Annotated in this window: 19 protein-coding genes and 1 tRNA gene; 8 read left to right on the plus strand and 12 right to left on the minus strand. The window is 40.0% G+C overall.

All coding sequences use genetic code 11. The features are described from left to right. Positions 1-32: 32 nt before the first annotated feature. A complete protein-coding gene (locus tag EQG61_RS03790; protein WP_129460557.1) occupies positions 33-479 on the minus strand; it encodes a retropepsin-like aspartic protease in 447 nt (148 codons plus the stop codon). Between the two features lie 89 nt (positions 480-568). On the opposite strand from EQG61_RS03790, the gene EQG61_RS03795 reads away from it, so the two are divergent. From EQG61_RS03795 to EQG61_RS03820, 6 genes are all read left to right on the plus strand, one after another. Further along, on the plus strand, positions 569-1,339 hold the full coding sequence (locus tag EQG61_RS03795; RefSeq protein WP_129460558.1) for a TatD family hydrolase: 771 nt from the start codon (positions 569-571) through the stop codon (positions 1,337-1,339). Between the two features lie 64 nt (positions 1,340-1,403). Beyond that, positions 1,404-2,546 carry a 1-acyl-sn-glycerol-3-phosphate acyltransferase gene (locus EQG61_RS03800; RefSeq protein ID WP_129460559.1) on the plus strand — a complete coding sequence of 381 codons (1,143 nt, stop codon included), beginning with the start codon at positions 1,404-1,406 and terminating at the stop codon, positions 2,544-2,546. After that, entirely contained in the window at positions 2,530-3,558 is a 1,029-nt protein-coding gene (locus EQG61_RS03805; RefSeq protein WP_129460560.1) for an asparaginase, read from the plus strand. The genes EQG61_RS03800 and EQG61_RS03805 overlap by 17 nt, the downstream gene beginning before the upstream one ends. 46 nt (positions 3,559-3,604) lie before the next feature. Next, positions 3,605-3,691: transfer RNA gene (locus EQG61_RS03810), tRNA-Ser, on the plus strand. 657 nt (positions 3,692-4,348) lie between these two features. Continuing rightward, positions 4,349-4,888: a hypothetical protein gene (locus EQG61_RS03815; protein WP_129460561.1), complete on the plus strand. Its 540-nt coding sequence runs from the start codon at positions 4,349-4,351 to the stop codon at positions 4,886-4,888. Between the two features lie 108 nt (positions 4,889-4,996). Then, the gene (locus EQG61_RS03820) at positions 4,997-5,716 is read left to right on the plus strand and encodes a porin family protein (protein ID WP_235829022.1); all 720 of its coding nucleotides are present in this window, start codon (positions 4,997-4,999) and stop codon (positions 5,714-5,716) included. Here EQG61_RS03820 and EQG61_RS03825 read toward each other — a convergent pair. Genes EQG61_RS03825 through EQG61_RS03840 form a run of 4 tightly spaced genes read right to left on the minus strand, consistent with a single transcriptional unit; the run spans position 5,711 to position 11,756 of the window. Further along, positions 5,711-6,316, minus strand: a complete 606-nt coding sequence (locus EQG61_RS03825) for a hypothetical protein (RefSeq protein WP_129460562.1) — start codon at positions 6,314-6,316, stop codon at positions 5,711-5,713. The genes EQG61_RS03820 and EQG61_RS03825 overlap by 6 nt on opposite strands. A gap of 26 nt (positions 6,317-6,342) precedes the next feature. Beyond that, the gene (gene rpoN, locus EQG61_RS03830) at positions 6,343-7,812 is read right to left on the minus strand and encodes an RNA polymerase factor sigma-54 (protein ID WP_129460563.1); all 1,470 of its coding nucleotides are present in this window, start codon (positions 7,810-7,812) and stop codon (positions 6,343-6,345) included. Positions 7,813-7,865: 53 nt separating this feature from the next. After that, a complete protein-coding gene (gene asnS / locus EQG61_RS03835) occupies positions 7,866-9,299 on the minus strand; it encodes an asparagine--tRNA ligase (protein ID WP_129460564.1) in 1,434 nt (477 codons plus the stop codon). A gap of 36 nt (positions 9,300-9,335) precedes the next feature. Then, on the minus strand, positions 9,336-11,756 hold the full coding sequence (locus EQG61_RS03840; protein WP_129460565.1) for an efflux RND transporter permease subunit: 2,421 nt from the start codon (positions 11,754-11,756) through the stop codon (positions 9,336-9,338). Positions 11,757-11,943: 187 nt separating this feature from the next. On the opposite strand from EQG61_RS03840, the gene EQG61_RS03845 reads away from it, so the two are divergent. Further along, positions 11,944-14,214, plus strand: coding sequence for a cation:proton antiporter domain-containing protein (locus EQG61_RS03845; protein WP_129460566.1), 2,271 nt, complete (start codon positions 11,944-11,946; stop codon positions 14,212-14,214). Here EQG61_RS03845 and EQG61_RS03850 read toward each other — a convergent pair. The 4 genes from EQG61_RS03850 to EQG61_RS03865 form a co-directional block, all read right to left on the minus strand. Next, positions 14,211-16,691 (minus strand): DUF5686 family protein, encoded by a 2,481-nt coding sequence (locus tag EQG61_RS03850; RefSeq protein ID WP_129460567.1) that lies wholly within the window; start codon positions 16,689-16,691, stop codon positions 14,211-14,213. The two genes, EQG61_RS03845 and EQG61_RS03850, sit on opposite strands and share 4 nt — an antisense overlap. 96 nt (positions 16,692-16,787) lie before the next feature. Then, complete coding sequence (frr, locus tag EQG61_RS03855; RefSeq protein WP_129460568.1) at positions 16,788-17,348, minus strand: ribosome recycling factor; 561 nt, start codon at positions 17,346-17,348, stop codon at positions 16,788-16,790. Positions 17,349-17,370: 22 nt separating this feature from the next. Continuing rightward, positions 17,371-18,078, minus strand: coding sequence for a UMP kinase (pyrH, locus tag EQG61_RS03860; protein ID WP_129460569.1), 708 nt, complete (start codon positions 18,076-18,078; stop codon positions 17,371-17,373). A 78-nt stretch (positions 18,079-18,156) separates the two neighbouring features. After that, positions 18,157-18,939 carry a patatin-like phospholipase family protein gene (locus EQG61_RS03865; RefSeq protein WP_129460570.1) on the minus strand — a complete coding sequence of 261 codons (783 nt, stop codon included), beginning with the start codon at positions 18,937-18,939 and terminating at the stop codon, positions 18,157-18,159. Positions 18,940-19,011: 72 nt separating this feature from the next. Between EQG61_RS03865 and EQG61_RS03870 the strand changes: the two genes are divergently transcribed. Then, positions 19,012-19,614: a thioredoxin family protein gene (locus EQG61_RS03870; protein WP_129460571.1), complete on the plus strand. Its 603-nt coding sequence runs from the start codon at positions 19,012-19,014 to the stop codon at positions 19,612-19,614. A gap of 32 nt (positions 19,615-19,646) precedes the next feature. On the opposite strand, the gene truB is transcribed toward EQG61_RS03870, so the two are convergent. Genes truB through EQG61_RS03885 form a run of 3 tightly spaced genes read right to left on the minus strand, consistent with a single transcriptional unit; the run spans position 19,647 to position 21,419 of the window. Then, positions 19,647-20,339 carry a tRNA pseudouridine(55) synthase TruB gene (gene truB, locus EQG61_RS03875; protein ID WP_129460572.1) on the minus strand — a complete coding sequence of 231 codons (693 nt, stop codon included), beginning with the start codon at positions 20,337-20,339 and terminating at the stop codon, positions 19,647-19,649. Next, complete coding sequence (locus EQG61_RS03880) at positions 20,339-21,148, minus strand: undecaprenyl-diphosphate phosphatase (protein WP_129460573.1); 810 nt, start codon at positions 21,146-21,148, stop codon at positions 20,339-20,341. Before EQG61_RS03880 ends, truB begins: the two co-directional genes overlap by 1 nt. Positions 21,149-21,173: 25 nt before the next feature. Beyond that, positions 21,174-21,419: a DUF3098 domain-containing protein gene (locus tag EQG61_RS03885; protein WP_129460574.1), complete on the minus strand. Its 246-nt coding sequence runs from the start codon at positions 21,417-21,419 to the stop codon at positions 21,174-21,176. Positions 21,420-21,430 lie beyond the last annotated feature (11 nt).

The raw sequence follows: 21,430 nt of genomic DNA on the forward strand, positions 1-21,430 counted from the left end.
TGATTTTAAAGGTTTTTGAGCGATTTTATTGATTAAACACCCTTTTTCAAGTATAATTTGTAATTGGCGTAGTCAATAATAGCATTTCCTAATAATAGCACATCGGCACCAATAATGCCATCAACGGCTTTTACGTTGTATTGGGCTAAGGCGGAATTCACATGGGTGAGATCGAAAACCACAAAGGGAAAATTAGGCTGTTTCCAGCGCCCGATTTGTAAGAGATTGTCCAAGGATTGTTCGGTGAACATTCCCGTGGCACCCGCTCCTGATGCTTTGGTGGCCGAATGTTGGGTCTCCAATTGGAATTTGGCCACACTGTCAAATCCGAGGCAACTATTACTCGCGCCTGTGTCTAGGATAAATCGGCCTTTGACACCGTTCACTTTGGCTTGTACTACCAAATGTTGGGTTTTACTCACTGAAAAAGCAATGCTTGTATAGTGCGCTTGTTGCAGAAAGGCGGGCAGTTGTTCCATAATTCACTGAAAAATCAAGGGCAAGGTTAGTGAAATTTCTTGAATCTAGAAAGGTTTCCTTCGTACCTTTGCGTCCGAAAATTACACCCATGATTTTAACCGATACCCATACCCATTTGTATTCTGAAGAATTTGAAACCGAACGCGATGCGATGATGCATCGGGCTTTTGAAGCTGGCGTACAGCGCTTGTTTGTACCTTCAATCGATTCTTCGTATACCCAAAAAATGTTGGATTTAGAGGCGCACTATCCCCACAATGTCTTTTTGATGATGGGCTTGCATCCGTGTTATGTCAAACCCGAAACGTTTGAAAAAGAGTTGGCTTGGGTGGAGGAACAATTGAATTCACATACCTATTATGCGGTGGGTGAAATCGGAATCGATTTGTACTGGGATAAAACGACATTGGCGATTCAACAAGAAGCTTTTCGTCAACAAATTCGCTGGGCGAAAGCGCGAAAATTACCCATCAATATCCATTGCCGCGAAGCTTTTGATGAGGTCTTTGACGTATTGGAAAGTGAAGCTTCTGCTGAGCTTTTCGGAATCTTCCATTGTTTTACAGGCGATTTTGAGCAGGCACAACGAGCCATTGGATTGGGAATGAAATTGGGAATTGGGGGAGTAGCCACGTTTAAAAACGGGAAGATTGATCAGTTTTTGAATCAAATTGACATCGAACATATTGTTTTGGAAACCGATGCACCGTATTTGGCACCTGTTCCCCATCGCGGCAAGCGAAATGAAAGCAGTTACACCGTGTTGGTTGCCCAAAAATTAGCCGAAATTTACGGTTGTACTGTAGCGGAAATTGCGGAAAAAACGACTGAAAATTCCAAAAATATCTTCGGAATATAACACGGATTTCACGGAAAAGTCATTATTTTTTTGTTCTTTTGTTTTCCTAATCAAACAAAAACACATGCAAAAGTTCGATGCCATTCGTCCGTTTTACGATGCGGAAGTCAATGCGGCACTTCAGGCGGTTTCCAACCATCCGATGATGAAAGCATTAATGAATTTTGCCTATCCCCAAGTGGATGAAGAGGTTTGGAAAGCCCAATTGATGCGCACCCATTCCATTCGTGATTTTCAAATTAATTTTGCCTATCAAGCGGTACAGAAAGTGTTGGAGAAAAGTTCGGACGGCTTGACAACTTCTGGTTTTGAAAAATTAGAACCCAATACGTCCTATTTGTTTATTTCTAATCACCGCGATATTATTTTAGATACATCAATTTTGAATGTTTGTCTTTTTGATCATGGTTTGGTGATGACCGCTTCAGCTATCGGTGATAATTTGGTACAAAAGGATTTTCTAAAAACGCTTTCTAAGTTGAATCGAAACTTTTTGGTTCAACGCGGACTTCCACCACGTGAATTATTGGAGAGTTCGAAACTTATGTCTGAATACATCGCACAATTGTTGTTGCGGGAGAATCGTTCCGTTTGGATTGCTCAACGCGAAGGGCGCACCAAAGACGGCAATGACGCTACGCACAGCGGAGTGTTGAAAATGTTGGCGATGGGTTCGGATGAGAAAAATATCATGAACTATTTCAAACGCATCAAAATAGTTCCCGTTTCCATTTCTTACGAATACGATCCTACCGATGCTTTAAAAATGCCGCAGTTGATGGCTGAGGCCAAAGAGGAGATTTACATCAAAGAGAAAAACGAAGATTTCATCACCTTGTTGAGTGGCATTATCGGTCAGAAGAAGCGTATTCATTTGCATGTAGGTAAGGTTTTGGATGAAGAAATTGACCAAATTTGTGCGGAAAACGACAATACCAATAAACAAATTCAGGCTTTGGCGCAAGCCATCGATGATTCGATTTTACAATCGTATAAACTATGGCCTACGAATTATATCGCTTACGATTTATTGCATCAAACGAATACGTATGCTGCGGAATATACAGAAGCGGAAAAGTCGTTATTTGAACGTCGTTTAGAAATGCGTATTGATGTTCATAATGAAATGGTACGCGATAGCTTTTTGGCGATGTACGCTAATCCGGTCATTAATCAAATGAAATACCGTCATGCAAGCCAAGCCTAAGATATTGTTGATCTACACGGGCGGAACCATCGGGATGATGAAGGATTTCAAAACCGGTGCGCTGAAGGCTTTTAATTTCAGCAAATTACTTCAAAAAATTCCCGAAATAAAACAATTGGATTGTGCCATTGAAACCGTTTCATTTGCCCAACCCATTGATTCCTCCAACATGAATCCGGAGCGTTGGGTCGAGCTGGCTTCTCTTATTGAAACGCACTATCACGATTATGACGGCTTTGTCGTATTGCACGGTTCAGATACGATGTCGTATTCAGCGTCTGCATTGAGTTTTATGTTGGAAAACCTTTCCAAACCTGTCGTGTTTACAGGTTCTCAATTGCCTATTGGAGATTTGCGAACGGATGCCAAAGAGAATTTGATTACCGCTGTTCAAATTGCATCTTTGCAACAAAAAGGCAAGCCGGTGATTCAAGAAGTATGTTTGTATTTTGAATATAAATTGTACCGCGGTAACCGAACGTCCAAGATTAACGCCGAACATTTCAATGCGTTTACCTCTCCCAATTACATGCCGTTAGCAGAATCAGGCGTGCATTTGATTGTGAATCATCATTTGTTAATGAGTTCCAACAAGAAGCCGTTGCAAGTGCATAAAGAATTGGATTCCCATGTAGTCATCATTAAAATGTTTCCAGGAATAAATGAATCAGTTTTAGATTCGTTGATTTCGATACCAAATTTAAAAGGTGTAGTGTTGGAAACCTACGGTTCGGGGAATGCACCTACAGAAGATTGGTTCATCAATGTATTGAAAAAAGCCGTCAAAAAAGGATTGCACATTGTGAATGTGACCCAATGTTCCGGCGGAAGTGTGAATATGGGCCAATACGAAACCAGTACCATGTTGAAGAAAATTGGGGTGATTTCTGGAAAAGATATTACAACAGAAGCGGCGGTTACCAAGCTAATGTATTTGCTGGGCCAACAAGTTGCACCCAAAGTATTCAAAACCATTTTTGAAACCCCAATTCGCGGGGAAATGATTTCCTAAAACATTTTGATAATTCCAGAAAATATACCACTTTTGCAGTCCAAATAGAGAGGTGTCCGAGTGGTTGAAGGAGCAAGCCTGGAAAGTTTGTATGTGGGTAACTGCATCGAGGGTTCGAATCCCTTCCTCTCTGCAAGACAAGGGCAGGCCGGTGGCCTGCCCTTTTTGCATCCGAAAAACCCAAAAGCTATGCTTTTGAAGGGTAGTAGGATGCAAAAAGGGCACAGTGCGAAGCACTGCCCTTTGTTTGTACCGGAATCCCCAAATGGGATCACGGCAGTAATCCCAATACGGAGGATTACATGAGTAATCGCTATGCTTTTGAAGGGTAGTAGGATGCAAAAAGGGCAAAGTGCGAAGCACTGCCCTTTGTTTGTACCGGAATCCCCAAATGGGATCACGGCAGTAATCCCAATACGGAGGATTACATGAGTAATCGCTATGCTTTTGAAGGGTAGTAGGATGCAAAAAGGGCACAGTGCGAAGCACTGCCCTTTGTTTGTACCGGAATCCCCATTGGGGATCACGGCAGTAATCCCAATACGGAGGATTACATGAGTAATCGCTATGCTTTTGAAGGGTTGTAGGATACAAAAAGGGCACAGTGCGAAGCACTGCCCTTTGTTTGTACCGGAATCCCCATAGGGGATCACGGCAGTAATCCCCATTGGGGATCACGGCAGTAATCCCGTTGCAATTTTCTTCGTTTTTTTACTACAAATGACAAAATACTCTTCTTTTGTTTTTCATTAATTCTTATATTTGAAGAGAACCCTAATTTTATAAGAACATGAAAAAAATTATTTTGAGTATTGCTTTGGCCTTTATTGGGCATTTATCTTGGAGTCAGACTAGTATTGGTACCTATGCCGAAATTTCAGAGCCCTCTACTGTTGGTGTGAGCTTTGAATACAAAAACGAAACAAAGAAAGACGGTCGTACAACAACCGGTTTACTCAATGTGGGTTATTCCACAATGACCTTATCCGATGGGCCATTGAGTGTAGATGGGAAAGGATATACCTTACAATTGGGCGGTCGCACCTATTATTCTGGTACTAAAGGTTGGTATGGTGAAAATTTTATAACCTACAGTTCGGTAAAATTTGAGGAAACAATTTTAGGAACTAAAGTGGATGGAAAATACAGTTATTGGTCATTAATCAACCCAGCAGTAGGGTATCGATTTGATTTAGGGAAATACATTATGATTGATCCTTATATCGGATTCAATTGGAAATGGGAAGTTAAAGGCACCGGAATTGTCGATAACAAAGCCGTAGATAATTTAATTTACAAAGCGGGAATAAAAATCGCATTTAAATTGTAATCTCTTCACCCGCCTCGTGCGGGTTTTTTAATGCTTTCTATTCACAATACAGAATTGATGGGAACTCCAAAAAAAGCTGTAGTTTTGTTTTTATAAATCCGCGCTATTTTGAAAAGTAATTGGTATTTGATTGTTTGTGTGCTATTCTTTGGTTCGATGCATTCCATTTGGGCTCAAGAGGAACAAAAAGATAAACCTGAAATTCAGGTCGTGGATTCCCTGTATCGTGAGGATCAATTTTATTTTACGTTTACTTACGACAGCGCCAATAAAGTGGAAGGATTATCACAAAATAAATTTTCTCCGGGAATTTCTTTAGGTTTCTTAAGAGATTTTCCAGTGAATAAAGCCCGTACGTATGCAATCGCTATCGGAATGGGATACAATTTATCCGTTTTCAATCATAATGTCTATCAATATGCCAATACAACGGGTGTGGGAACATCATATCAATACGAGTTTATTTCCTCAGATACCTATTATCAAAAGAATAAATTGACGTTGCATACCATCGAACTCCCCATTGAGTTTCGTTGGCGAGCTTCTACGGTAGGAAGTCATAAGTTCTGGCGAATTTACACAGGATTTAAAGTGGGATATGTGGTGTCCGACCGCTATCGTTTTCAAAATGATGTCCAAAATGTGTTGTTTAAAAACAATAGCGATTTACAACGAGTGCAATACGGTTGTTATATCTCTACGGGTTGGAATACTTGGAATTTCTACGCCTATTATGGGTTAAATTCATTGTACAAAAATGCAACCGTTTCAGGGAAGCCTTTGGAGCCGCATTCGCTAAATATAGGTTTGCAATTCTATATTTTATAGCCAAAAACACCAAAGACAAAGTTGCGGAACAACCCCACAAAGGTAACCCACCGTCAATTCTTCTTGCGTATGGGCGCGCATGTACAATCGGGAGGAAGCAATGATTCCGGTGAGCAAAACCAAGGAAGCAATGGTGTAAATGATATTGATTTGGAAGTGTATGCTGAGTCCGATTACAAAAAAATTCAACGCACTAATGGCCACCATGTGAATACTTGCCTTAAAATGAATGTAAATCAAAAGGAACACAATCAGCGTACTTATCAATCCTCCCAAAAAGAAAAAATACAATTCTGGAAAGCGGTCAATCGTAATGCTTTTTTGAAGTAATACAGCGGTAAGGACCATCTGCATGATCAAAGGGATTTTTCGTTGTTTGACTTCAGCCATCATGATGGAGTCTACTTTTCCAAAGGTTCGCAACAAATAAAAAAAGGATAGCGGTAAAAAAAAAGTAATAATAATTACTTGAAACAATACCAAATAATACTGTTCTACCGTATAGAGTCGCTCGCTAAAAATAATATAACTCAAGGTGCCCAATATCGGTATGAATATAGGGTGGAAAGCATACGAAAAAAAAGGGAGTATTTTTTTCATTGTTCCGAATGAATTACCGCATTCGTTTAAATTTTCTTGCGCATTCGTGCCACAGGGATATCTAATTGTTCGCGGTATTTTGCAATCGTACGACGGGCAATTAAATAGCCTTTTTCTTTTAAAATATCAACCAATTGATCGTCAGGAAGCGGTTTGCTTTTATCTTCCTCTTCAATAACGGTTTTCAATATTTTTTTGATTTCTAAAGTAGAAACGTCTTCGCCTTGATCGTTTTTCATGGATTCTGAAAAGAACTCCTTGATCAATTTTGTACCGTAAGGGGTTTCCACATATTTGCTATTGGCTACACGGGAAATGGTGGAAATATCTAACCCGACCATATCGGCAATATCTTTTAAAATCATCGGTTTGATTTTCAATTCGTCACCTTCTAAAAAGTAATCGTATTGAAAATGCATGATGGCATTCATCGTTACAAACAAGGTTTCTTGCCGCTGTTTAATGGCATCGATGAACCATTTGGCAGAATCCAATTTTTGTTTGATAAATTGAACCGCATCTTTTTGGGCATTCGATTTGTCTTTCGAATCTTTATACGTGCGCAACATGTCTTGGTAATCCCGCGAAACGAGCAAGGTGGGCGCATTTCTTCCGTTCAAGGTAAGTTCCAATTCTCCTTCTACAATTCGGATGGTAAAATCGGGAACAATATTGTCAGTAACGCGGGTGCTGCTTGAAAAACTGCCTCCGGGTTTCGGATTTAATTTCTCTACTTCTGCAATCGCTTTTTTTAATTGGTCCTGACTAATTCCGTATTTTGATAATAATTTGTCGTAGTGTTTACGCGTAAATCCATCAAATTGTTCTTCGATGATTCGGGTAGCTAAATCCACCGATTCAGTAGGGGTTTTATGCTTTAACTGCAACAACAAACATTCTTGCAAATCACGCGCGCCTACACCGGAAGGCTCTAATTCGTGAATGATGTTTTTTAAAATACTTTCTACCGTTTTCTCATCCGTGTAAATCCCTTGCGTAAAGGCCATATCATCGACCATATCTTGGATGCTTCTACGGAGATAGCCATCATCATCAATGCTTCCCACGATAAACTCTGCGATGTCACGTTCGGCATCACTGATGATAAAAGTTTGCAATTGATTGAGTAAATCTTGATGAAAACTCATTGCTGCAGCCAACGGTGATTCGCGATCATCATCGTCGTCACTGTAATTGTTGGCGGCTAATTTATAATCGGGAATTTCATCATCGCTCAAATATTCATCAATGTTGATGTCGTCGGCGTCAATGGATTCATTGCCATAATCATCATCAAAATCATCGCTGTTGTTGAAATCATCGCCTTCATACAATTCCTCTTGCTCGGTTGATCCTTCCAGGGCGGGATTCTCAACCAATTCTTCTTTTAAACGTTGTTCAAAAGCTTGCGTAGGCAACTGAATCAGTTTCATCAACTGAATCTGCTGCGGGGACAGTTTTTGCGAAAGTTTAAATTGTAGGTTTTGTTTTAACATGAAGATTAAGTTTCAAGTTTCAGGTTTCAGGTTTCAAGTTCTTCAAAAAACGCTTAAAATTCGGCGTTTTGTGGTGTTCTTGGGAATGGGATTACGTCACGGATGTTTGTCATTCCGGTTACAAACAATACCAAACGCTCAAATCCGAGTCCGAAGCCCGAGTGGATAGCAGTTCCGAAACGTCGGGTGTCTAAATACCACCACAATTCTTCTTCTGGAATGCCCAACGCGTTCATTTTTTCAACCAATACATCCAAACGTTCCTCTCGTTGTGATCCACCTACGATTTCGCCAATTCCTGGGAATAAAATGTCCATAGCGCGAACCGTCTGTCCGTCTTCATTCAAACGCATGTAAAACGCTTTTATTTTTGCCGGATAATCAAACAAAATTACCGGTGATTTGAAGTGTTTTTCAACTAAATAACGTTCGTGCTCACTTTGTAAATCAGCACCCCATTCTTCAATAATATATTGGAACTTTTTATTTTTATTTGGTTTCGAATTTTTCAAAATGTCAATCGCCTCCGTATAGGAAACGCGTTTGAAGTTGTTTTCCAAAACGAAATTCAACTTCTCCAACAAACTCATCTCACTGCGTTCTGCTTGCGGTTTGTTTTTCTCTTCATCAATCAAACGTTGCTCCAAGAATTTCAAGTCATCTGCGCAGTTTTCCATTGTATATTTGATCACATAACGAATGAAATCTTCGGCCAAATCCATGTTGTCATTCAAATCGTTGAAGGCCACTTCGGGTTCGATCATCCAGAATTCCGCCAAGTGACGTGAAGTATTTGAATTCTCCGCACGAAACGTTGGACCAAAAGTATACACCTGACCCAATGCCATCGCATAGGTTTCCGCTTCTAATTGACCCGAAACCGTAAGGTTGGTTTCACGACCAAAGAAATCTTCTTTAAAATTCACTTTACCGTCTTCGGTTCGAGGTGTACCATCAAAAGGTAAAGCCGATACACGGAACATTTCACCCGCACCTTCGGCATCACTTCCCGTAATAATGGGCGCATTGAAGTAGAAAAATCCTTTTTCATTGAAATATTTGTGAACGGCATACGCCAATACAGAGCGCACACGCATAATCGCTCCAAAAGCATTGGTTCGCACACGCAAATGGGCATTTTCACGTAAAAATTCTAAGGAGTGTTTTTTCGGTTGTATCGGATATTTCTCCGCATCCGAATCGCCTAAAATTTCCAGTTTGGTTACTTGAATTTCGTATTTCTGTCCCGAACCTTGGCTCTCTACCAACGTGCCTTGGATGTCCAATGCCGCTGAGGTAGTAATGCGTTTTAAGGTAGCTTCAGGTGTGTTTTCAAAATCAACAACACATTGAATATTGTGGATGGTCGAACCGTCGTTCAACGCGATAAATTGCTTGTTACGAAATGTTCTTACCCAACCGCGGGTTGCTACTTCCATACCGCCTTTTTCACTTTCAAGTAAGGCTTTAATCTTAGAATATTTCATGATTTTATCTTGATTTTCTGCTACTGCAAATATAATTTAATTCTCGTTTTTTTCCAGCGCATCCAATTCTTCATCGGTATGCTCCAAAATGTCAATGGTGGGTTCTATAAATTCTTGTTTATTAGCGAGTGATTTATTGAGCGAAAGTACCAAAGACGGTAATAAAACCAAATTCGATAACATTCCGAAACACAAGGTAATGGCCACTAATCCTCCTAACGCCACTGTCCCGCCAAAACTCGACAACATGAATACCGAGAACCCGAAGAACAATACGATGGAAGTGTAGAACATACTGATTCCCGCATCGTCAAAGGTTGCAAAAACCGACTTTTTAATTTTCCAATCGTTTCGCGACAATTCCAATCGGTATTGGGCTAAAAAGCGCAAGGTATCGTCGACCGACATTCCAAACGCAATTCCAAAAACCAAAAGGGTAGAAGGTTTTAACGGAATGCCGAGGAAGCCCATCAAGCCTGCCGTCATCAATAAGGGAAGAAGGTTTGGAATAATTGAAACCAATACCATTTTGAAGGAACGGAACATGATGGCAACTAATCCGCCGGTAATGAAAAAAGCAAACAACAAGGAAGATAATAAGTTGTCTAACAAATAATTGGTTCCTTTTTGAAATACCGAAGAACGTCCCGTGATGACCACATTGTAGCGCTCTTTTGGGAAAAGCTTGTCGGCTTTTTGACGAATTTGCTGTTCGATCCATGGCATTTTTTCACCATTTTCATCCTTGATAAAGGTGGTAATTCGCGCAATGGATTTGTCATCGCTTAGATAACTTTTGAAGAGATTGGCGTTTTTGCCTTTGGCAGTATTTTTTATGTAAGAAGCAATAAACAATTCCTCTTGTGAAGAGGGTAATTGGAAGTATTCAGGGTTGCCATTGTAATAGGCTTGTTTGGCATATTTGGCCACACTCACTATCGATAAGGGTTGCGAAAGATCGGGAATGTCGGTGATGGTTTCTTCCAACTCTTCCATGCGACGAAGATTGGTGCCTTTCAGCGCTCCGTTTTTCTTTTTGGTATCAATCATGATTTCCAACGGCATGACACCATCGAATTCCTTTTCAAAAAAGCGAATGTCAGTGAAGAAGTCGGTTTTCTTCGGCATATCCTCAATGATACTTCCCGAAATTTTGATTTCGTAAATCCCAATAATTCCGAAAATCAATAAGATTAAGGAAACGATATACACGCCCAAACGGTTGTATTTAACCGTATTGATGATCCAAACGAAAAATCCGGTGAGGTATTCGCGTTCAAGGTGACCCAAATGTCTTGGAATCGGTGCCGGAATATAACTGAAGAAAATCGGGATCAACAACAAACTCAGCACATAAACGGCTATGATGTTGATGGTTGTGAGTACACCAAATTCTTGAAGCAATACATTGTTCGTGGCAATAAACGTAGCAAATCCAACCGCTGTGGTAATGTTGGTCATCAACGTGGCGGTCCCAGTTTTGGTAATTACCCGTTGTAACGCTTTGGCTTTGTTGGCGTGTTTGTAGTATTCCTGGTGGTATTTATTGATAAAGAAAATACAATTGGGAATCCCAATTACGATCATTAATGTGGGCACCAATGCAGTCAACACCGTAATTTCATACCCCATTCCTCCCATGATTCCGAAGGACCACATTACGCCGATAATTACAACAATCATCGAAATTAACGTCGCACGGAACGATCGAAAGAAGAAAAAGAATATAAGTGAAGTAATCAGTAAAGCCGCCCCAATGAACAATCCAATTTCGTCAGTGATGGTTTTGGAATTGTAGGAACGAATATACGGCATTCCAGAAACCCGTAAATCCACACCATTTGCTTGTTCAAAGGCTTTGATTTTATCCGTAAAACGACCGAGAATATATTCTTTTCGCGCTTTGGTATTGACGATTTTTTTATTCAAATAGACCGCAGAGCGCACTGCTGTTTTGTGTTTGTTGTATAACAAACCGCTGTAAAACGGCAGTTTGTTTAGTAGATCTTTACGTACAGATTGCAAATAGTTGGCATCGGCAATTTTTGTTGAATCGACAAAAGGAACCAATTCAAAGGTTTGCAGCGAATCGTTTTTCTGTAAAATTTTTAAATTATCAACGGATAAAACTAAGCCCACTTCTTTGTCTTTGGCCAAGTTTTGTATTAAGGCGTTGTATGCCTTAAAAACTTTGGGCGTGAAAAGTTTGGGATCTTTTGTGCCAATGACTACCAGGTTTCCTTCTTCTCCAAAAACCTTCAAAAATTGGTTGTAATCCACATTGACTTGGTCATCGGAAGGAATTAAATTGGCTTCGGTATTGGAAAAGCGAATATTCTTCCATTGCAGTGCCAATCCTACTGTAATGAGTACGATGCCAGCAATGAACGCGATGCGGTTGCGAAGAATGATTCGAGCAATCAATTCCCAAAAACCGATTCCGAGTAATTTTTTCATAGGCTCAAAAAGGTGCGCAAAGGTAGTGAAAACCGCTGAAAACAAAAGGGTAACCTTAGAATCTTTTGTCAGAAAATGGAATTGAAATAGGGAGGCACTGCAAACGGATAAATTTAGCGATTCACTAACAGAAATTGCTGAAGAAATTCCCATATTTGTAAAACAAACCGCTTCAATTTTCAAATTCATGAAAAATCTAAAAAATGCACTTTTTTACTTGGGAGTCACAGGAGGCTTTACGGCTCTGATTTTTTGGATTGTTACCAAAGGGAAAGATCTTGAGCTTGGACGTCATATTGTTTCCAATGCCTCCAAAGACACCTTGTTCAATCAGTTTTTGGATTCGATGATTCATAATTTGAAGCATCCTTTGGCGATTTTACTCCTTCAAATCATCACAATTATTATCGTAGCTCGCTTTTTTGGTTGGATATTTCGAAAGATTGGACAACCGACCGTTATTGGTGAAATTATAGCGGGTATATTTTTAGGACCTTCAGTGGTGGGGATGTACTTGCCGGAATATTCCGCATTGCTTTTTCCAACAGAATCACTCGGAAATTTACAGTTTTTGAGTCAGATCGGTTTGATTCTTTTCATGTTTGTGATCGGAATGGAATTGGACTTAAAAGTGTTAAAAAATAAAGCCAATGACGCTGTGGTAATCAGTCATGCGAGCATCGTAATTCCATTTGCCTTGGGGATTGGTTTGTCGTATTTCATTTATCATAAGTTCGCTCCCGAGGGTGTCGAATTTTTAGCCTTCAGCTTGTTCATGGGGATCGCCATGAGTATCACTGCATTTCCTGTTTTAGCCCGTATCGTTCAAGAACGCGGCATTCATAAAACACGTTTGGGAACCATAGTAATCACTTGTGCTGCCGCCGATGATATTACCGCTTGGTGTTTATTAGCCGCCGTTATTGCGATTGTCAAAGCAGGAACATTTATGAGTTCGCTCTACGTCATCGGTTGTGCGACTTTATACGTGTTGATGATGTTGTTTATCGTCAAACCTTTCTTGAAAAAAGTAGGGGATTTGTATGCCAACCGCAGCGATTTAAGTAAACCCGTTGTGGCCATCTTTTTGTTGACGTTAATTGTATCGGCTTACATGACAGAAATTATTGGGATTCATGCGCTATTTGGGGCATTTATGACGGGTGCCATCATGCCGGATAACACCAAGTTTCGAAATATTTTTATAGAAAAAGTAGAGGATGTATCGTTAATCCTTTTGCTTCCTTTGTTCTTTGTGTTTACGGGGTTGCGTACCCAAATCGGGTTGATTAGCGATCCTGAACTCATGCGTATTACGGGTTACATCATTTTAGTGGCGGTGGCTGGTAAATTTGTAGGTTCGGCGTTGGCGGCCAAATTTGTAGGCCAAAATTGGCGCGACAGTCTTACCATCGGGGCGTTGATGAATACGCGCGGATTGATGGAATTGGTCGTGCTTAATATCGGGTATGATTTGGGTGTGTTGTCTTCAGAAGTATTTACCATGATGGTGATTATGGCCTTGGTGACCACGTTCATGACTGGACCCGCAATTGACATTATTAATTTTATTTTTAAACGAAAAGAAGCCATTCTTCCCAAGGAGAGTATTGGTGATGGTAAATTCAAAATTTTAATCTCTTTTGGGAACAATGAAAAAGGGAAATCGTTATTGCGATTGGCCCATAGTTTGGTCAAAAAACAAAAAGAAAACACCAATATTACGGCTTTGCACTTGTCGTTAAGCGATGAAATCCATTCCTATAATTTGGAAGAATACGAACAAGAAACCTTTGCGCCGATTCTTGCAGAATCCCAAGAACTCAATCAAGAAATTACGCCCATTTTAAAGTCAACCGTCGATATCGAAAATGACATTTCTGAAATTGCCGCGGAAGGTAACTTTGATTTGGTTTTGGTCGGACTAGGAAAATCCATCTTCGAAGGTTCATTGCTAGGGAAAGTACTCGGATTCACTACGCGCATCATCAATCCCGATCGTTTGTTGGATAAGTTTACAGGAAAAGAAGGATTGTTTGACAATTCCCCTTTTGATGATCGTACCCGTTTGATTATTTCCAAAAGTAAAAAGCCGTTGGGAATTTTGGTCGACAAAGAATTAAACCAAGTCAACGAAGTGTTTTTACCCATTGTAGTCACGGAAGATGTCTTTTTGCTGGATTACGCCCAAAAATTAATCGTAAACAGCAATGCCAAAGTGACGTTGTTAGATACCAACAATCATTTAAATACCCATTTTGTGGTAGAACAAGCGGTTAATGGTTTGCAACAAAAGTTCCCTGATAAAGTAGCAGTCATAGCAGAAGGTGACATCAAAGCCGGATTTATGGCGCATCAAGATTTAATGGTTATTTCATTGGAAAGTTGGAAACAACTCGTCGATGCTCAAACGTTATGGTTGAGTACGGCACCGTCTACATTAATCATTAAACCTTAAAAACCGAGGTCTAATACATAACTGATTTTCAACGAAAGATTGTCCTCAAATTTTGGCAATCCATACGGACCGTAACGGGTGAAAAAGGTTACACCAAAGCCTTTGAAGAGTTGGTTAACTTCGATACCGCTTTCAAAATAGCCTTTTTCCATCGTTTTATAGGTAAATCCAATATGGCGGTTTTGGTTTTCCATAGTACCAAATGCCACGCGGGATACTACCGAAATTTCGGGTTTGATTTTATAGGCCAATTTGACTTTGTTAAACGTGTGTCGCGCTTGCAAACTCACATACCGACTGGAGAAAAATTCATTGAAAAACATCGTTTCAAAACTGTATTTCCCTGCGAAAGTAATGCGTTTTAAAAGAGCGTCTTTATTTAAGTTGTTAGGCGCAATACTGTACAAATGCGTCAGTGGTGCTTCTCCAAAAACCAAACCGCTTTGAAGAATGAAAGCCGTTTCGTGTCCGGATAGATATTTAATCTCGTGCGTAATACGAAAATCTACTTTGGAATAACTAAAATCGGAACCCAATAAATGATTGAACGACTGGGTGAGTTGTAAGGCAAATTTTGGAAAACGTTTGTCGATTTCCAATCGTCCCGTTGAAGTTTGCATGTACGAACTAAACGGATTCCATTGTATCGCAAACTGCGCTGTGGTGAGGTTGTAATCGGTTAACGCTTCAGTTCCCCGAACATACGTATAATCAAACAGCGGTTTTACAGCACTTCGCGACAAACCAAAATACATTTCAGTCTTGGGAATGTATTTGCTTTCTATAAAAGCATTGGCCGTTTTATGGTTGTAAAAAGTCGAAATATTGATCGGTCGCGGATCGTAAATTTTAAAGCGACGGCTTTGTGTTGCAAATTGAATCTGACCAATTTCGGCGACATCATCGGTGTACGAAGCCGAAACCCAAGTGGTTGTCTCTTTGTCCAAAAGCAACGAGGGTGTCAGTTGGTATTTCCATCCATTGTCTTTTAATCCATATGCAACATAAGCTCCTAAACGGTATTTTTCAGATAATTTATCATTGGTCACCCCGCCAATCCCAAATCGAAATCCTTCGTAATTGTTATACTTCAACAAGGTTCGCAAATCAATATCAAAAAAGCTTACCGGTAAATAGCCGTTAAATATTTTCTTTCCTAAAAAGATTTTGTGCTCGATTTTCTCCGCGGCCGATAAACTGTCAATGTTGATATAAGTAGGCGCTTTTCTTCGGTCGATTGAGTCCCGTTGAAAATTACGCCAATAGCCTTCGGGCTTACTCATGCTCGATTCTGGAACTTCAATGCGAATGGCGGGTTGTTTGATGATGACATTCTCATTGATTTTGACATCATACGGTTTGGATTCCAATTTCAAATACATGCGGTCCGAGGCATTCTGTCCCAAACCTTCAATGCTGGAATTGAATTTGATGGTTCCACCAAAGATTTTTAAATCTTCTGTATTGTTGCCCTTTACAACGGTAAACGTTCGCTTTTCGGGAAACCAAATCTGGTGTTTTTTTAGGTAATTAAAACTAAAGGTCGCATTGATATTGACCACACCATAAACACGATAAAAAGCTTTCGCAATGGCAAAATTCTCGGCATCAATGTATAATAATCCACGAAGTTTGTTGGAGTTTAATTTTTTTGGTTGAAAATAGATGCGGTAGACTTTTCGATCCTGAATTTTAACAGTGTCGATCATTTTGAAAACAAACATTCTTCGCCCTGCATTGGAAACCGGATTTTGAACCGAAACTTCCAAGATGTCCAAATGGTTTTCATACAACGAATAGGAAACCAAATTCAGGCCCAAATATTCATACAACGGTTTTTTAAACCCGGCCATGCGCGAAGCCAAAACCGTTTCCTTTGTACCGTATTTACTGTGTTGAATTAAGTTGACCTTCTCCGTTTGGTAAATGTGCTGTTTTTCAACTAATTTTTTGAATTTATAATTGGTGGAATCCAAGACGAGTTTGGGCTTGCCAAACCAACGCGATTTATAGGTTGTGTCAATTTTTGAAGCAATCGAATCGGGATTTGCCGTTACCAATAAATGCTCGTAATTCTTGTATTCGTAGGTGTTGAGTACTTTCTCGGGTTGGTTTTGGTTCCGACTTTCAATCACCTTTTTAATCACCAAGTTGGTTTGGTTGTCGGTATACATTTCTTGGTTGGCTTGTGAATTGTCCGAAACCATTTTGATGATGATGTATTTGGCGCCCACGCTCAAGTAATGGCTTTTGTCGTGGTAACCTTTGTAGCTCACATTGATGGGTTTGCTTTCATCTTTGATGTCAACGGTGAATCGGCCTTCCCAATTGGTGTACAGTATTTTATTGTTGTAATTGATTTTAGCAAAAGCAATAGGAATCGTCGTGTCATAGTCAATCACTTGACCGTGCATGATTTTTTGGGCAAAAAGAATTTGGGTGAGAAAAAATAACCCGAGTATCCAACTCTTTTTCATGTTGCTTATTGGCTTTTGTAAGAATGACAAAGGTAGAAATAAAAAAATCCGTCAAGGAATTCCCGTTGACGGATTTTGTATAGTTTAACGAAAAACTTACACTTTCATGATTTCGGCTTCTTTTACTGCCAAATGTTCTTCGATTTTTTTGATGAAATTATCCGTTAATTTCTGAACATCGTCTTCTGCTTTTTTACACAAGTCTTCAGAAACACCGTCTTTTTCTAATTTTTTGATTTCCGTATTGGCATCTTTTCGGTGGTTGCGAATACCAATTTTTGCATCTTCCGCTTCATTTTTCGCTTGTTTTACCAAATCACGACGACGTTCTTCGGTCAAAGGCGGAACGCTAATGATGATTACATCACCATTATTCATTGGGTTGAAACCGATATTAGCCATCAAAATCGCTTTTTCAATCGGGGTCAACATGCTTTTTTCATACGGTTGAATGGTCAATGTACGTGCATCCGGCACATTGATGTTAGCAACTTGAGAAAGTGGAGTCATCGAACCGTAATAGTCAACGAAAACACTTCCCAACATTTGAGGAGAAGCTTTTCCTGCACGAATATTTAAAAACGATTTTTCAAGGTGCGCCACTGATGCGTTCATTGCATCTTTCGCTTCTTCCAGAATCAATTCAATATCTTCCATGAGTTTATTTGTTTAGCTACGATTAAATTTTAACTACAGTTCCTACGTTTTCGCCTTGACAAATTTTCAAAAGATTTCCTTCTTTATTCATGTCAAAAACCACAATAGGCAATTCATTTTCTTGACTCAAAGTAAAGGCTGTAGTGTCCATTACATTCAAGCCTTTTTTCAATACATCTTCAAAGGTGATGGTATCGAATTTAATTGCATTTTTATCTTTTTCTGGGTCGGCAGTGTAGACACCGTCCACACGCGTTCCTTTTAAAATTACGTCGGCATCCACTTCCACACCGCGTAAAACCGCAGCAGTATCTGTAGTGAAATACGGATTTCCTGTTCCCGCACCAAAAATCACAATACGCCCTTTTTCCAAATGGCGTACCGCTCTTCGTTTGATATACGGTTCCGCGATCGATTCAATTTTCAAGGCAGTTTGTAAGCGGGTTTGCATGCCTTTGTCTTCCAAAGCACCTTGCAACGCCATACCGTTAATCACCGTCGCCAACATTCCCATATAATCTCCCTGCACACGATCCATTCCATTGCTGGCTCCCGCTACACCTCTGAAAATATTTCCACCTCCAATAACAATCGCAATTTGTACTCCTTGATCGTGGACTTGTTTGATTTCATCCGCGTATTCAGCTAAACGTTTCGGGTCAATGCCGTATTGACGGTCACCCATAAGTGCTTCACCGCTTAGTTTTAAAAGAATTCGATTGTATTTCATAATGGTAGTTCTGTTGTTTCAATTTTTGCATTGCAAATATAGAGATATTCTCTCGTAGAAAAAGTGAGGCGAAAAAAATTATCCAAACTGGGCAGTGAATCGTTTTTTTGCTTCATCATAGCCTATTTGGAAAATTTCATCCATCTTGGATTTGTTGGTTTCAAAGGTACTATAATTGCATAAAGCCTCGGGTTCGATGACCAAATCACAATTACCAAACTTTTGCATGTGCGTGTGCGCATAGAGCAAGTCAAAAGCTCGCGTAGTTACCGCTTTGATGGAACGCAACTGATGGGCTTCTATTTTTTCAATCGGACTCACATAAATGCCAATGATAAAATCGCATTCGTCTGCGAGAATATCAGCTGGAAAATGATTGAGAATGCCGCCATCACTGTACATGGTGCCGTTGATTATATGAGGAGAAATCACCCCCGGAAAGGCAGAAGAAGCGAGCACGGCATCGGCGAGGGGAACTTCCGATTCAAATATTTTCAATTCGCCTTTAACCAGGTCGGTTGCTGTAATATAAAGCGGAATCTGAGAATCTTGAATTAAAGCATTTCCAAATAGCGCTTCAAAATATTTTTTAAACGAATTGGAATCAATCAATCCGGGTTTTTTTAGGGTGAAATGGGTCCAATGAAAAAAATAAATCGACTTGAAGAAATCGAGAATTTCCTCGGGTTTTTTCCCCCAAGCATAAAGTGCTCCCACGATAGAACCCGCACTAGTTCCCGAGATCACAGCCGGACGAATGCCTTGTTCTTCTAAATATTGAAGTGCACCAGCATGGGCCAATCCCTTGGTTCCTCCACCAGAAAGTACAAAACCAATGCGTTGCGCTTGAAAAATTGACATAGGCGTGTAATAAAGGTTACTTACCAAATGTACTAAAAGAACTACCTTTGTACAAACAAATTAACTAAACCCATGAACCCAATCATTGAAAACAGTTTACAATCGAGTTATTCCTATCAAGAATATCGAAACTTGATGCAAACCTACGCACAAGAAGGTAAAACCACGGGCGAATCCACAGAAGCCTATATTCATTACACGCATTTGAACGAAGCACGCATGCACCGTTTAGACAAAACAATGCAATTAACGCCAGAAGTTGCTCAACAATTAAAACAGTTAGCCACCGATTTTCTTTGGGTGGTTTTAGCCGAAACCTGGTGTGGAGATGCCGCTCAGGTATTGCCTGTTTTGGATAAAATGGCATCGCATACGGATAAAATAGAGTTGCGTGTTATCTTACGGGACGAACATCCGGCGGTAATGGATTTGTTTTTGACCAATGGAACCCGTTCAATTCCGAAGCTGATTATTATTGACAAAGTTTCTGGTGAAGTAATCGGTGATTTTGGGCCACGTCCTCAAGGAGCAAAACAGCTTATTCTCGATTACAAAGCAACACACGGTGTGGTCGATGAAACCGCCAAAACGGAGTTGCAAAAGTGGTATTTACAGGATAAAGGGGTCAGTATTCAAAATGAAATTATGGAGTTACTCAAACTTTCCATAGCATAAACAAAGAAAGGATTTGGAAACAAGTCCTTTTTTTATAATTGTTCTTCAAAGGCTATCGGCGTGATACCATTGGTTACGTCAAAATCCCCAATTTTGGTCCGACGTAAAGCCGTTAAATGCCCTCCCGATTGTAACGCTTTTCCGAAATCGTAGGCCAAGGAGCGAATGTAGGTGCCTTTGCTACACGTCACCCGAAAATCAATTTCTGGCAAATCAATGCGCGTGATTTCAAATTCGTAAATGGTCGTTTTTCGCGCTTCAATTTCAACTTCTTCTCCTGCACGGGCATGTTCATACAAACGTTTCCCATCTTTTTTTATGGCTGAAAAAACGGGTGGCTTTTGCATGATTTCCCCTTCAAAGGTTTGAGCAGTTGCACGAATCAATTCCTCTGTAATATGTGCTGTGGGAAAAGTGGCGTCAACTTCGGTTTCTAAATCATACGAAGGTGTCGTTGAGCCTACGGTTATCGTTCCTGTATATTCTTTGGTTTGCCCTTGAATTTCAGGGATTTTTTTGGTGAATTTTCCAGTGCAAATGATCAGCAAGCCCGTAGCTAGTGGATCCAGCGTACCCGCATGACCAATTTTAAAGGTTTTTGGAAATTGGTATTTGCGTTTTAAAGCGTATTTGATTTTATTCACCGCTTGAAACGAACTCCAGGTTAGGGGTTTGTCAATCAAAAGGATTTGTCCTTCTTTGTAGGCTTCAGCGGGTAAACTCATTATTTTCCTAAAGTGAAGTATAACAACAATACGGTTCCAGCAATGATTCGGTAGTAACCCCAGGGTTTAAAGCCGTATTTTTTGATGATGCCAATAAAAAACTTAATAGCCAAAATAGCCACCACAAAAGCGACTGCATTCCCAATTAAAAACAGTTTTAGGTTTTCACTGTGTTGGGTTAACAATTCATAGCCTTTTAAACCCGAATGCTCGTAAGTCTTTAAGAAAATAGAGTACGTTGTCACAGCCAACATGGTGGGAACGGCCAAGAAAAACGAAAATTCAGCGGCTGCAGCGCGTGTCAAACCTTGTTGCATGCCACCTATAATCGAGGCTGCTGACCGACTCGTTCCGGGCATCATGGCTAAGCATTGCCACAATCCGATGAAAAACCCTTTTTTTACCGTAATGTCTTCTTCAGAGGAAATGGTCGGGTTTTGAAAACGGGAATCGATAAACAATAGAATGAAGCCGCCCACGATTAATACAATCGCAATCGGAATGGGATTTCCTAAAACGGCGTCAATTTTATCATCAAACAATTTGCCCAAGACCAATGCGGGAACAACCGCAATCGCTAATTTGAGGTAAAAATGAATTCGTTTAAAATCAAAGAATTTGCGCCAATACAATACGACTACGGCTAATATAGCGCCAAATTGAATCGCCACTTGAAAGAGTTTTACAAAATCATCTTCTTGAATACCAAAAAAGGAACTGGTAAAAATCATGTGTGCCGTTGAAGAAACCGGTAAATATTCGGTTAATCCTTCTACGATGGCAATCCACAAGGCTTGAAGTAAATCCATGAATTAAATAGGTAAAGTACTTGAATTAAGCTTCTCCTTTTCCTTTGCGGAAAATAGAATAAATGGTAATACCAAACCCGATTAACACTACTGTAGGTGCCAAACGAATACGACGGAAACTCATGATGTCTGCATTCCAAACCTCAGGATTGTTGTTGCTGCTTCCCGACATTAGAATGAAGCCCAAAGCGATAACGCCCAATCCAATCAATAAGAATTTATAATTTTCTTTTCCAAAAAGGAAATCCGGTTTTTGTTCGTTGTTACTCATGTTTATTTCCT

This window comes from Flavobacterium stagni (genome assembly GCF_004122105.1).
Classification (GTDB): domain Bacteria; phylum Bacteroidota; class Bacteroidia; order Flavobacteriales; family Flavobacteriaceae; genus Flavobacterium; species Flavobacterium stagni.

Coding starts and splice junctions, on each gene's coding strand:
- EQG61_RS03790 (WP_129460557.1), bottom strand. CDS start 479: ATGGAACAACTGCCCGCCTTTCTGCAACAAGCGCACTATACAAGCATT.
- EQG61_RS03795 (WP_129460558.1), top strand. CDS start 569: ATGATTTTAACCGATACCCATACCCATTTGTATTCTGAAGAATTTGAA.
- EQG61_RS03800 (WP_129460559.1), top strand. CDS start 1,404: ATGCAAAAGTTCGATGCCATTCGTCCGTTTTACGATGCGGAAGTCAAT.
- EQG61_RS03805 (WP_129460560.1), top strand. CDS start 2,530: ATGCAAGCCAAGCCTAAGATATTGTTGATCTACACGGGCGGAACCATC.
- EQG61_RS03815 (WP_129460561.1), top strand. CDS start 4,349: ATGAAAAAAATTATTTTGAGTATTGCTTTGGCCTTTATTGGGCATTTA.
- EQG61_RS03825 (WP_129460562.1), bottom strand. CDS start 6,316: ATGAAAAAAATACTCCCTTTTTTTTCGTATGCTTTCCACCCTATATTC.
- rpoN (WP_129460563.1), bottom strand. CDS start 7,812: ATGTTAAAACAAAACCTACAATTTAAACTTTCGCAAAAACTGTCCCCG.
- asnS (WP_129460564.1), bottom strand. CDS start 9,299: ATGAAATATTCTAAGATTAAAGCCTTACTTGAAAGTGAAAAAGGCGGT.
- EQG61_RS03840 (WP_129460565.1), bottom strand. CDS start 11,756: ATGAAAAAATTACTCGGAATCGGTTTTTGGGAATTGATTGCTCGAATC.
- EQG61_RS03845 (WP_129460566.1), top strand. CDS start 11,944: ATGAAAAATCTAAAAAATGCACTTTTTTACTTGGGAGTCACAGGAGGC.
- EQG61_RS03850 (WP_129460567.1), bottom strand. CDS start 16,691: ATGAAAAAGAGTTGGATACTCGGGTTATTTTTTCTCACCCAAATTCTT.
- frr (WP_129460568.1), bottom strand. CDS start 17,348: ATGGAAGATATTGAATTGATTCTGGAAGAAGCGAAAGATGCAATGAAC.
- pyrH (WP_129460569.1), bottom strand. CDS start 18,078: ATGAAATACAATCGAATTCTTTTAAAACTAAGCGGTGAAGCACTTATG.
- EQG61_RS03865 (WP_129460570.1), bottom strand. CDS start 18,939: ATGTCAATTTTTCAAGCGCAACGCATTGGTTTTGTACTTTCTGGTGGA.
- EQG61_RS03870 (WP_129460571.1), top strand. CDS start 19,012: ATGAACCCAATCATTGAAAACAGTTTACAATCGAGTTATTCCTATCAA.
- truB (WP_129460572.1), bottom strand. CDS start 20,339: ATGAGTTTACCCGCTGAAGCCTACAAAGAAGGACAAATCCTTTTGATT.
- EQG61_RS03880 (WP_129460573.1), bottom strand. CDS start 21,148: ATGGATTTACTTCAAGCCTTGTGGATTGCCATCGTAGAAGGATTAACC.
- EQG61_RS03885 (WP_129460574.1), bottom strand. CDS start 21,419: ATGAGTAACAACGAACAAAAACCGGATTTCCTTTTTGGAAAAGAAAAT.